The organism is Marinobacter sp., from assembly GCF_040882185.1.
In the GTDB taxonomy this organism is placed as follows: Bacteria; Pseudomonadota; Gammaproteobacteria; order Pseudomonadales; family Oleiphilaceae; genus Marinobacter.
The window spans coordinates 148,991-160,593 of the sequence record NZ_JBBEBW010000005.1 but is presented as its reverse complement, the minus strand read 5'-3'; the positions used below and the strand labels follow the sequence as shown (position 1 = coordinate 160,593).

Sequence of the window (11,603 nt, the reverse complement as noted above, 5' to 3'; positions counted from 1 at the left end):
AAACGATTTCAATGAGGTTGCTCCGTTCTATTTCGAACGCCTTGATCAAGTCATCTTTGAAGACGATCAGATTTGTGAGTACCAACAGGAAGGTTTGAACAACGACGTGCAAGGGCACTACACACCAGTTGAACCGGTGTCTGCTTACTTCTCGGAGCTTATTGGAGCAAGACTCAAGGACGCAGGGTATGATTAGCACTCGTACCGTTGGAGGCACCGCTCTATCAATTCCAGAAGGCTGGCTTAAATGGGGCGGTTGGTGCCTGCTCGTTAGCATCTTCATCAATGGTTTCTTTTTCCGTTTTGCGCCTGCGACGCTATCGGGAAGTATGCAACAGCAGCTTGGTTTGACAACGACTGCACTCGGTATTGTGGCATCTATGCACTTCTGGGTTTATACGCTGATGCAGGTACCCGCGGGAATTTTTACTGATTCAGTGGGAATGCGGAATGGGGGAGTCATCGGTGGGGCAGTAACGGCATTAGGTGCGTTTTGCTTTGGCTTTGCACCCACTTTTGTGGTTTTGCTCGTGGGGTCAGCGTTGATGGGCCTTGGACTGTCAGCCGTTTTTGTCGCTTTAATGAGTTACAACGCTACCTGGTTTTCACCAGAGCGTCATTCCCTAATTATGGGTACAACCATGCTCCTGGCTGCCTTGGGAAGTGCTATCGCGCAGAGTCCGACAGCGCATTTGTTGAATTGGTTTACCTGGAGGGAGATTGTCATTTTTTTTGGGATTCTTACGTTGTCAGCCACGGCGCTACTTCCTGTTTTCTCAGCAAGTTCTTCTAAGAAAGAACAACCGCCGGACCTGAAGGCCAGAATGAAATTGCGTCAACTACTTCTTGGAAATCGTTATGTATTAAGAGAACGCCAGGTTTGGTTGCTCTTTTTGTGCGTTGCTGCCACAAACGGAACACTGTATGCGTTTCTAGGTTTGTGGGCTGTTCCCTTGTTAACGGATGGATTCAGCCTAAACGCCTATCAAGCTGCACAATATGCCACCGCTGCGCTAATTGTTTATGGTATCAGTTCTTTGTTTTGGGGGTGGGCTGCATATCGTGTAGGTGCGAAGAAACCTATTATTGTTACAACTACTCTTTTATCCACGATCGTGTGGGCCGCCATGGCTTTTTCAGAATGGATGCCCGGATGGTCTGCACTGCTTCTATTTGTATTTCTGGGACTCTCTGGCGGACCGGTCGGTGTCATTTTTGCGGCTACGAAAGAGTCAGTAACCTTGCAGAACGTCGGGTTTGCGACTGCTCTCGTTAACATGGGGGCGTTCCTTGCAGCAGCTTTGGTTCAGTCAGGATTCGGCGTTATTTTAGATATTGCAACCATTTCAGAAAACGATATTAACCCAAGTTTTCAAAGTTACCAAGTCGCTTTGATTTTACCTTTAATTGTAAGCGGAATAGGCGTGATAGCAGCTATGTTATTAAGAGAAAAATCTTATTGAACAATATTTATCAAACTTATTAAAAATGGATATTAGTATAAGGACACAATACTTAATAATCTATATTAATATAATGGATCACAGGCGTCCATAATGATCATTATCATCTGGAGCATCACCTTAACCCAAGGGTGCCAATGTGGAATCTCCCAACCTCTAACCTCGTGCGTTTGGCTGAATCCAATTATCGAATCTGGGATAATCAATGGGGAGGCATATTCTCCAAGAAAGATGCTATATCCTCTAGGCGTACAGTTATCGAATATATTTTATCTCGAGACAATTGTATAGTCTGTACCGCCAAGGAAACTGGGGCGCAAAGCTATGGCGACTGAGTACTTTACATGGATTTTAGCGATTTCCTCTTTTGCCTTCATTATGACTTTTACACCTGGCCCTAATAACATTATGCTGGCCACCTCGGGGGCGAATTTTGGCATTCGGCGTTCAATGCCACACGTCTGGGGTGTCGCGTTTGGATTTCCAGCTATGCTCTTGGTTGTTGCCACTGGTATGGGCTATATTCTTGACTATCCCGTTCTAAGGCTGGCACTTCGAATTATCGGAATAGTTTACATTTTCTACCTTGCCTATGTAATGGCCACCATGAGTCAATTATCCAAGCAGGGCGTAAAGACACCTCTCACGTTTTTGCAGGCTGCTCTATTTCAGTGGGTTAACCCTAAAGCCTGGGCACAGGCAGTCGGCGCAAGCTCCGCATATCTTTCAATACACTTTGATAAAACGTTACAAATAATTGCTATGGCTGCAGTTTTCCTACCAATTGGTGTTGCTAGCTCCTATATATGGGCAATATTTGGGAGCAAAATTGCCAGGCTTCTAAATAATAAAATAAAACTCCGTACATTTAATATCTGCATGGCATTGGCTCTGCTGGTTACAGTGATACCAGTAATACTGAGCTACTGAACAAGACGGGCCCATACTTGCTACTAAAGCTGAGGTCAGCCGCTATGCCAAGCGGAACCTCGTGGGTGGTAAAGCGGGATAGGGGTCGTAATCTCGTTATTCGAGGTACCCATGGTTAAGTCTCGACATCAGCTCCAATTGTCGCTGTGGTTTGGAAATAAAGTTGGTAACTAAACACGCTCGCAATCCGGATTGAATGGCTTGGGTGTCGCCTGGCCAGAGAATAAAGATGGTAACTTTGGCGGGCTGCTCAGGCTCGGAAAACCGTAAATCAAACACTTACCATCCTTAATACGTTGATACCAACTTTATTACCACGCTACATTCTCACTGCGACACAAGCACCGTTCATTCGACCGTAACGCTTTTGGCTAGATTCCGCGGCTGGTCCACGTCAGTGCCTTTCAGTACAGCCACATGGTAGGCCAGTAACTGCAACGGCACGGTGTACACAATAGGTGCGGTAATGGGATGAACTGACGGAATCTGCATCACATGAAGGCCTTCTTCGGAGGTCATCCGGGATTCGCCGTCGGCAAAGATGAACAGTTCGCCCCCCCGGGCTCGAACTTCCTGCAGATTCGACTTCAGTTTTTCCAGCATGTCGTTGTTGGGGGCCACGGTCACCACAGGCATTTCACTATCCACCAATGCCAGGGGGCCGTGTTTGAGTTCTCCGGCGGGGTAGGCCTCTGCATGAATGTAGGATATTTCCTTCAGCTTGAGGGCCCCTTCCAGGGCGACCGGAAACAAACTCCCACGGCCCAGAAACAGGCTGTGATGCTTGTCGACGAAGGCGCCACTGAGCTCGGCTATGGCGTCATCCAGAGCCAGAACAGCCGCCACTTGCGAAGGCAGCGCGTGCAAAGCTTCAACCAGTTCTGCTTCTCTCGTTTCATCAAGGCCATTGTGCTTTGCCAGCGCAATGGTGAACAACAGCAGTGCGGTAAGCTGCGTGGTAAACGCCTTGGTGGAGGCAACTCCGATCTCCGGCCCGGCCTGAGTCATGATCACCAGATCAGATTCCCGAACCAACGAGCTGCTGGGAACGTTGCAGATCGCCATGGCGGCCCGGAAGCCTGCTTTCTTTGCCTGTCGCAACGCCGCCAGGGTGTCAGCCGTTTCACCAGACTGGGAAATACAGAGAAACAGGGTATCCGCCTGGATCACGTGCTTGCGGTAGCGAAATTCCGAGGCAACTTCGACCGAGCAGGGCACTCCTGCCAGATCTTCGATCCAGTAACGCGCCACCATGCCGGCGTGATAGCTGGTACCGCAGGCGATGATCTGAACGTGGCGGACGTTCTCCAACAATTTACCCGCATCTGTACCAAGAGCCTGCTCCAGTACCTTGGTTTTGGTAATCCGGCCTTCGGTCGTGGCTTTGATAACCCGGGCCTGCTCGTATATTTCCTTCAGCATGAAGTGGCGGTATTCGCCCTTATCGGCAGAATCCATACTGTGTTCGAAGCGGCTGATCGACCGGTCAACAGGTGCATTATCCCGATCCCAGATCTTGATGGAATCCTTCCGGACGTCTGCCATATCACCTTCTTCGAGAAACATGAAGCGGTCCGTTACCGGCAGCAGAGCAAGCTGGTCAGAGGCAATAAAATTCTCGCCAATACCGACACCGATTACCAGTGGACTGCCCTCACGACAGACCACCACGTGATCCGGCTCATCGGCGTGCAGGACTGCCAGAGCGTAGGCACCCCGAAGTTTGCCGGTGGCTGCCTGGACGGCTTTGAAAAGGTTAGCGGTGAGGCGAAATTGCTGCTCGATCAGGTGGGCAACGACTTCGGTATCGGTCTGGGAGGTGAATTCGAAGCCATCGGCCCGCAGACTGTCTCTTAACTCAACGTAGTTCTCAATAATACCGTTATGCACAATGGCCAGACGCTGGCCCGACATATGAGGGTGGGCGTTAGCTTGGGATGGCTCACCGTGGGTCGCCCAGCGGGTATGGGCGATGCCCACAATGCCGCGGCTCGGGGCGCCCGCCAAGGCGTCCCCGAGGGCAGCGACCTTACCCACTTCGCGCACCCTGCTAATCTGGCCGTCGCCACCCAAGACCGCCATGCCGGCAGAATCGTAACCCCGGTACTCCAACCGATGAAGGCCTTCCAGCAGAATCCCCTGGACATCCCGTTCCGATACTGCGCCTACAATCCCACACATGAGCCTGCCTTCCTGTTAAACGTTTAGTTCACGATTTCTTTTCGGGCCGGGCCCAGTTCGCCAGATTGCGCTGACGTCCACGAGCAACGGCCAGTTCCCAGGCACTGACATCCCTGGTAATGGTTGAGCCTGCACCAACGGTAGCGCCTTCCGCAACCGAAACAGGGGCCACGAGAGCGGTGTTGGAACCGATGAACACGTCATCGCCCAGCACGGTCTGAAATTTATTCACACCATCATAATTGCAGGTGATGGTTCCTGCACCCACATTCACATTACGTCCAAGTATGGCGTCGCCCACATAACTGAGGTGGTTGATCTTGCTTCCCTCCCCCACGGTGGCCTTCTTGGTCTCTACGAAGTTACCCACCTTGGTATCGGCAGCCAGCCGCGTGCCGGGGCGCAGACGGGCGAACGGACCGACCTGAGCCGCAACGCCTACTTCGGCCCCGTCGACTATAGAGTGGGCATGGATAACGGCCCCTGCGGCAATACGGCTGTCGCGGATGATACAGCCCGGACCAATGGAAACACCGTCAGCCAGTTCCACCTCGCCTTCAAACACCACGTTAATATCGATCAGAATGTCGTTGCCGATGGTGAGCTTGCCACGTACGTCCACCCGAGCAGGGTCAGCGAGGGTTGCGCCCTCGGTCATCAAACGATCAGCTTCCTGATGTTGAAACCAGCGCTCCAGCTCGGCCAACTGCAGCCGGTTATTAACGCCCTGCACTTCGTAAGAGTTATCGGGCTGACTGACCCGCACCGCCATACCTTCGTCCACGGCCATGGCAATAATATCGGTCAGGTAATATTCACCTTGGGCATTGCGATTGGATAGTTGCGGCAGCCATTTTTTCAAACGCGCAGCGGACACGGCGAGAATGCCGGTGTTCACTTCACGAATATGCTTCTGCTCAACGTTTGCATCTTTCTGCTCAACAATCGCCGTAACCTTGTCGGCGTTATCGCGAAGAATCCGGCCGTAGCCATCGGGATTGTCCAGAGTGACTGTCAGCAGGCCGAGAGTCTGGTCATCGATACCGGACACTAGCTGTTGCAAGGTTTCGGTACGAATCAAGGGTACGTCACCATAAAGCACCAGCACTCGGGCATCGTCTGGCAAATTTGGCAGTGTCTGAGCGACAGCATGGCCGGTGCCCAGTTGCTCCTCCTGCAATACCCATTGCAAATCCTCGCCCTGGGTTTCAGCCCTGACCCGATCGGCACCATGGCCGATCACACCGTGAATGTTCTCGGCACCGAGCTGGCGAGCCGTGGCAATTACATGGTGGAGCATGGGTAAACCGGCGATCTTGTGCAGTACTTTCGGCAACGCCGATTTCATACGGGAGCCCTGACCGGCAGCCAGGATTACAACATGAAGAGGGGGCATATCGGTGTCGTGCTCCTGCTCGGTAAATAAAAAAAGCCGCGTCCTTGACCTTTAGCGTGCCCAGTCCAAATCAGGATGTCGAACATATGGATGATGTTTAACATTCTGAACATGGGGCGCTCTCCGGTTTCGGATGCGGCTTTCCATCATGCAACACGCAGCATTCGGTGTTAGCGAACGTTCTTTCGCAGCTTCTGAAGCGTACGTAGCTGAGCAGCAGCTTCAGCGAGTTCCGCGGCTGCACGGGAGTATTCAAACTCGCCAGTTTTGTTAGCCAGAGCCTTCTCGGCTTCTTTCTGGGCTTCCTGCGCCGCAGCTTCGTCCACGTCTTTCGCCCGGATAGCGGTATCCGCCATCAAGGTCACGAGATTAGGCTGAACTTCGAGATATCCCCCTGAAACATAGAGGATCTCCTCGCTGCCGCCCTGCTTGACGATACGCACAGCACCAGGCTTGAGTTCGGTCAGCAAAGGCGCGTGGCCAAGCTGAACACCCAACTCACCTTCGGTTCCGGTGGCAACTAACAGCTCCACCAGCCCCGAATAGATCTTTTCCTCGGCACTTACGACGTCACAATGTATGGTCATAGCCATTTCTTACGCCTCTTGGGTCAGAAAGTGAAGGAGCGCTTACTTGCTTTCCTTCGCTTTCATTGCCTTCGCTTTCTCGACCGCTTCTTCAATGGTACCGACCATGTAGAATGCCTGCTCAGGCATCGTGTCATAGTCACCATTGAGGATGCCCTCAAAGCTGCTGATGGTCTCTTTCAGAGAAACGTACTTACCAGGCGAGCCGGTGAATACTTCAGCAACGTGGAACGGTTGAGACAGGAAACGTTCGATCTTACGCGCCCGGGATACCGTCAGCTTGTCTTCTTCTGACAGCTCATCCATGCCGAGAATCGCAATAATATCTTTCAGTTCCTTATAACGCTGGAGTACGTTCTGCACGCCCCGAGCCACGTCATAATGCTGCTGTCCGATCGTCAACGGGTCAAGCTGGCGTGAAGTAGAGTCCAGTGGATCGATCGCCGGGTAAATACCTTTTGATGCGATATCACGGCTCAGTACCACAGTCGCATCAAGATGCGAGAAGGTGGTCGCCGGTGACGGGTCTGTCAAGTCATCCGCCGGTACATAGACCGCCTGGATCGACGTGATGGAGCCGTCCTTGGTTGACGTAATACGTTCCTGCAGTTCGCCCATCTCCTGAGCCAGCGTCGGTTGATAACCTACCGCTGACGGCATCCGGCCTAGCAATGCGGATACTTCGGTACCCGCCAGGGTGTAACGATAAATGTTATCTACGAACAAAAGAACGTCACGGCCCTCGTCACGAAACTTCTCAGCCATGGTCAGACCGGTCAGTGCAACCCGCAGACGGTTTCCCGGGGGCTCGTTCATCTGGCCGTATACCATTGCCACTTTATCAAGGACGTTGGAGTCCTTCATTTCGTAGTAGAAGTCGTTACCTTCACGAGTCCGCTCACCCACACCCGCAAATACCGACAGTCCGGAGTGCTCTTTTGCGATGTTGTTGATCAGCTCCATCATGTTGACGGTCTTACCAACACCCGCACCACCGAACAGACCAACCTTACCGCCTTTTGCAAATGGGCAGATCAGGTCGATTACCTTGATGCCTGTTTCCAGAAGGTCGGCAGAGGCTGCCTGGTCTGCGTACCCGGGCGCCTTGCGGTGGATAGCCCAACGCTCCTCTTCACCGATTTCGCCCTGCTCGTCAATGGGACGGCCAAGAACATCCATGATACGACCCAATGTCTTGATACCCACCGGCACGGAAATTGGCTTGCCAGTGTTGTCTGCCTTCAGGCCCCGTTTAAGACCTTCAGTGCTGCCCATTGCGATGGTGCGTACAATGCCGTCACCCAGCTGTTGCTGGACTTCCAGAGTTGTTTCACCACCTTCAAGCAGCAGTGCGTCGTAAATGCCTGGCACGGAATCACGTGGAAATTCCACGTCGATAACCGCGCCTATGATCTGAACGATGTGTCCGCTACTCATGCTCGGTTCCTCGTTATCTTGATAGTCAATAAAACCAGTAGGATTGTGAGCCGGGTCAGACCGAAGCCGCGCCGCTGACAATCTCCGAAATTTCTTGCGTAATGGCTGCCTGACGGGCCTTGTTGTAGACCAACTGAAGATCGTCAATGATGCTGCCCGCGTTATCTGTCGCGCTCTTCATGGCAATCATCCGCGCAGCCTGCTCGCAGGCCAGATTTTCCACCACTCCCTGATAAACCTGGGACTCAATGTAACGTGGCAGAAGCCCATTCAGAATGGGTCGTGCATCGGGCTCGTAGATGTAATCCCACTGGTGACCGATCTCATCGTCTTCACTTTCAGGCAGTGGCAGAAGCTGCTCAACCTTTGGCGCCTGAGTCATGGTATTCACGAACTCGTTGCTGACCAGGTACAGGCGATCGATCTTGCCTTCCTCGAAGGAGTCCAGCATAACCTTGACGTTACCGACCAATTTTTCAGCACTCGGGTTGTCCCCTAGGTGCGTCAACGCGGCAACCACATTTCCCCCATAACTGCGGAAAAATGAAGCACCCTTTTGCCCCACAGCGCAGAGGTCCGTTTCAACACCTTTGCCTTTCCATTCACGCATTTCGCGAACCAGGGCCTTGAACAGGTTAGTGTTCAGGCCGCCACAAAGGCCGCGATCTGAGGACACTACAATAAAGCCTACCCGCTTGACCTCACGCTCCTGCATGAACGGATGCCGGTAATCCTGGTTTGCCTTGGCAATATGCCCGATCACCTGGCGCATCCGGGAAGCGTAGGGGCGGGTGGCCCGCATACGCTCCTGAGCTTTACGCATTTTACTCGCCGCGACCATTTCCATGGCACTGGTGATCTTCTGCGTGCTCTTGATGCTTCCGATCTGGTTACGTATTTCTTTTCCGTTGGCCATATGTCACTGCCTTCTCAAGTTAGACACTCAAACGGACCATGGCCCACCGCGAGGGCAGGCCAGGGACTCACCAGGTCTGAGTGGTCTTGAATTTTTCCAGAGCAGCTTTCAGGCCGGCAGCTATGTCGTCATCGTACTTGCCGTCTGCCCCGATCTTGTCGAGCAGATCTTTCTGTTCGGTGCGCATCCAGTCAATCAGCTGCGCCTCGAATTTGACCACTGCATCTACATCGACGTCGTCCAGGAAGCCTTCGTTGGCTGCGAACAATACGGTGCCCATTTCTGCCACAGACATCGGGCTGTACTGATTCTGTTTCATCAGTTCAGTAACCCGCTGACCATGCTCAAGCTGCTTCCGGGTGGCATCGTCCAGATCCGACGCAAACTGGGCGAATGCCGCCAGTTCACGGTACTGGGCGAGGGCCAGACGGATGTTACCGCCGAGCTTCTTCATGATCTTGGTCTGGGCTGCACCACCTACCCGTGATACCGAAATACCGGCGTTCATTGCCGGACGGATACCGGAGTTGAACAAATTGGTTTCCAGGAAGATTTGACCGTCGGTAATAGAGATAACGTTGGTCGGTACGAAAGCTGACACGTCACCAGCCTGGGTCTCAATGAGTGGCAACGCGGTCAATGAACCGGTCTTGCCTTTCACTTCACCGTTGGTCATCTCCTCAACGTAGTCCGCATTGACGCGGGATGCGCGCTCAAGCAGACGGGAGTGCAGGTAGAAAACGTCACCCGGGTAAGCTTCACGACCTGGTGGACGACGCAACAGCAGGGAGATCTGGCGATACGCAACAGCCTGCTTGGACAGATCATCATAGACGATCAGGGCGTCTTCACCACGGTCACGGAAATACTCGCCCATGGAAGTGCCGGAGTAGGGTGCCAGGAACTGCATCGCAGCAGGATCCGCAGCGCCAGCAGCAACGATGATGGTGTGAGCCAACGCGTCATGCTCTTCCAGCTTGCGGACAACTGCAGCAATGGAAGACTGCTTCTGACCAATCGCCACGTAGATACACTTGATGCCCGTGTTCTTCTGGTTGATGATCGCGTCGATCGCAACAGCGGTCTTACCAATCTGGCGGTCACCGATGATCAGCTCACGCTGGCCACGGCCGATCGGAACCATGGTGTCGATCGCTTTCAGGCCAGTCTGGACCGGCTGGTCAACAGATTGACGGGCAATAACACCCGGGGCTACTTTTTCGACCGGAGCGGTGAGGGTAGTGCCGAGATCGCCTTTTCCATCGATCGCGTTACCAAGCCCGTCAACGACACGGCCCATCAGTTCCGGACCAACCGGGACTTCCAGAATACGTCCGGTACACTTGACCTTCTGGCCTTCCGCCAGGTCTTCGAATTCACCCAGCACCACGGCACCAACAGAATCACGCTCAAGGTTGAGCGCCATGCCGAAGGTACCGTTAGAGAATTCAATCATCTCGCCGTACATAACGTCGGCCAGACCATGAATCAGTACGATACCGTCAGAAACAGACAGGATCGTACCTTCGTTTTTTGCTTCAGAGGAGATATCGAGCTTTTCGATTCTCTTCTTGATGATGTCACTGATCTCGGATGGATTCAGTTGCTGCATGCCTTTATCCTCAAACCTTATGCTGAAATCAGGAGCCCAGAGCCTTGGCCATTTTAGCCAACTTGCCACGAACAGAAGCGTCTATAACCATGTCACCTGTGCGAATTATCACACCGCCGATCAGTGTCTGATCGACTGAGGCTTCCAGATCAACTTTACGCTCCAGCTTTCTGGACAATGCGTCGACCAGCTTCTGTTGTTGCTCGGCTGTCATTTCAAATGCTGTGTTTACCTGCAGTTTCACCGTGCGCTCAAGTTCAGCGCGGTAAAGCCTGAATAATGCCGACACTTCCGGCAACAGGATCAAGCGTTTGCTTTGCGCGAGAATCAACAGGAAATTTCTGAGTGCTTCAGGCAGCTGTTCTTCAAAGCAGTCTGCGAAGAGTTCCGCTTTACGCTGCTCAGGCAGGCCCGGGCTGGCCAGGATTTTCTTTACCTGTTGATCGGCCGCTACCTGAGCGGCAAAGGCCAGCGCCTGATCCCAATGATCAACAGCATTCTGGTCCTGCGCGGCATCAAAAACGGCTTTCGCGTAGGGTCGGGCTAACGTCGTTAGTTCTGCCATGATGACCCTCTTCTAGAGTTCGGCGGCCAGCTTGTCCAGCATCTCGCTGTGAGCTTTGGCGTCGACAGAGGTTTCCAGGATTTTCTCTGCACCGGCAATGGCAATCGCTGCCACTTCTGCTCTCAGTGCGTCACGAGCCTGGACACGCTCCTGTTGAATTTCAGCTCTGGCCTGCTCAATAAGCTTTTCGCCTTCCTTGCGTGCGTCAGCCTTGGAGGCCTCGACGATCTGGGCGGCGCGCTTGTTAGCCTGGTCAATCAGGGCTGCAGATTCTTCTTTTGCCTTATGCATTTCCTTGGTGGCTCTTTCCTGCGCCAGTTCCAGATCGAGAGACGCACGATCTGCGGCGGAAAGGCCATCTGCTATTTTCTTCTGGCGTGCGCTCATGGCACCGGTGATCGGCGGCCATACATACTTGACGCAGAACCAGACGAAAATAGCGAAGGCGATGGTCTGCCCTATTAACGTAAGGTTGATATTCACGGCAATATACCTCTTGCTAGTCGGTGCATCCTG

At 53.0% G+C, this 11,603-nt stretch carries 11 protein-coding genes; 3 read left to right on the top strand and 8 right to left on the bottom strand.

Going from position 1 to position 11,603, the window contains the following annotated elements:
- The 3 genes from WEB64_RS05230 to WEB64_RS05220 all read left to right on the top strand — a co-directional run.
- On the top strand, positions 1-196 hold a 196-nt coding region (locus tag WEB64_RS05230; protein ID WP_368065524.1), incomplete at its 5' end, for a hypothetical protein.
- Positions 189-1,463, top strand: a complete 1,275-nt coding sequence (locus WEB64_RS05225; protein ID WP_368057077.1) for a nitrate/nitrite transporter — start codon at positions 189-191, stop codon at positions 1,461-1,463. The genes WEB64_RS05230 and WEB64_RS05225, both read left to right, overlap by 8 nt.
- A 324-nt stretch (positions 1,464-1,787) precedes the next feature.
- Positions 1,788-2,393: a LysE family translocator gene (locus tag WEB64_RS05220; protein WP_368057075.1), complete on the top strand. Its 606-nt coding sequence runs from the start codon at positions 1,788-1,790 to the stop codon at positions 2,391-2,393.
- 348 nt (positions 2,394-2,741) lie between these two features.
- Here WEB64_RS05220 and glmS read toward each other — a convergent pair whose 3' ends face one another.
- The 8 genes from glmS to WEB64_RS05180 form a co-directional block, all read right to left on the bottom strand.
- Complete coding sequence (gene glmS, locus WEB64_RS05215) at positions 2,742-4,574, bottom strand: glutamine--fructose-6-phosphate transaminase (isomerizing) (RefSeq protein ID WP_368057073.1); 1,833 nt, start codon at positions 4,572-4,574, stop codon at positions 2,742-2,744.
- A 28-nt stretch (positions 4,575-4,602) separates the two neighbouring features.
- Positions 4,603-5,970 (bottom strand): bifunctional UDP-N-acetylglucosamine diphosphorylase/glucosamine-1-phosphate N-acetyltransferase GlmU, encoded by a 1,368-nt coding sequence (glmU, locus tag WEB64_RS05210; protein ID WP_368057071.1) that lies wholly within the window; start codon positions 5,968-5,970, stop codon positions 4,603-4,605.
- 170 nt (positions 5,971-6,140) lie between these two features.
- On the bottom strand, positions 6,141-6,563 hold the full coding sequence (locus WEB64_RS05205) for a F0F1 ATP synthase subunit epsilon (RefSeq protein ID WP_368057068.1): 423 nt from the start codon (positions 6,561-6,563) through the stop codon (positions 6,141-6,143).
- 36 nt (positions 6,564-6,599) lie between these two features.
- On the bottom strand, positions 6,600-7,994 hold the full coding sequence (atpD, locus tag WEB64_RS05200) for a F0F1 ATP synthase subunit beta (protein ID WP_368057066.1): 1,395 nt from the start codon (positions 7,992-7,994) through the stop codon (positions 6,600-6,602).
- 55 nt (positions 7,995-8,049) lie between these two features.
- The gene (gene atpG / locus WEB64_RS05195) at positions 8,050-8,910 is read right to left on the bottom strand and encodes a F0F1 ATP synthase subunit gamma (RefSeq protein ID WP_368065523.1); all 861 of its coding nucleotides are present in this window, start codon (positions 8,908-8,910) and stop codon (positions 8,050-8,052) included.
- 67 nt (positions 8,911-8,977) lie between these two features.
- On the bottom strand, positions 8,978-10,522 hold the full coding sequence (atpA, locus tag WEB64_RS05190) for a F0F1 ATP synthase subunit alpha (RefSeq protein WP_368057725.1): 1,545 nt from the start codon (positions 10,520-10,522) through the stop codon (positions 8,978-8,980).
- Positions 10,523-10,550: 28 nt separating this feature from the next.
- Positions 10,551-11,087 carry a F0F1 ATP synthase subunit delta gene (locus WEB64_RS05185; RefSeq protein WP_368057723.1) on the bottom strand — a complete coding sequence of 179 codons (537 nt, stop codon included), beginning with the start codon at positions 11,085-11,087 and terminating at the stop codon, positions 10,551-10,553.
- Between the two features lie 12 nt (positions 11,088-11,099).
- Complete coding sequence (locus WEB64_RS05180; protein WP_368057721.1) at positions 11,100-11,570, bottom strand: F0F1 ATP synthase subunit B; 471 nt, start codon at positions 11,568-11,570, stop codon at positions 11,100-11,102.
- Between the last annotated feature and the right edge of the window lie 33 nt (positions 11,571-11,603).

Excerpts from the sequence above, each read along its gene's own strand:
- WEB64_RS05225 (WP_368057077.1), top strand. The coding sequence starts at position 189 with ATGATTAGCACTCGTACCGTTGGAGGCACCGCTCTATCAATTCCAGAA.
- WEB64_RS05220 (WP_368057075.1), top strand. The coding sequence starts at position 1,788 with ATGGCGACTGAGTACTTTACATGGATTTTAGCGATTTCCTCTTTTGCC.
- glmS (WP_368057073.1), bottom strand. The coding sequence starts at position 4,574 with ATGTGTGGGATTGTAGGCGCAGTATCGGAACGGGATGTCCAGGGGATT.
- glmU (WP_368057071.1), bottom strand. The coding sequence starts at position 5,970 with ATGCCCCCTCTTCATGTTGTAATCCTGGCTGCCGGTCAGGGCTCCCGT.
- WEB64_RS05205 (WP_368057068.1), bottom strand. The coding sequence starts at position 6,563 with ATGGCTATGACCATACATTGTGACGTCGTAAGTGCCGAGGAAAAGATC.
- atpD (WP_368057066.1), bottom strand. The coding sequence starts at position 7,994 with ATGAGTAGCGGACACATCGTTCAGATCATAGGCGCGGTTATCGACGTG.
- atpG (WP_368065523.1), bottom strand. The coding sequence starts at position 8,910 with ATGGCCAACGGAAAAGAAATACGTAACCAGATCGGAAGCATCAAGAGC.
- atpA (WP_368057725.1), bottom strand. The coding sequence starts at position 10,522 with ATGCAGCAACTGAATCCATCCGAGATCAGTGACATCATCAAGAAGAGA.
- WEB64_RS05185 (WP_368057723.1), bottom strand. The coding sequence starts at position 11,087 with ATGGCAGAACTAACGACGTTAGCCCGACCCTACGCGAAAGCCGTTTTT.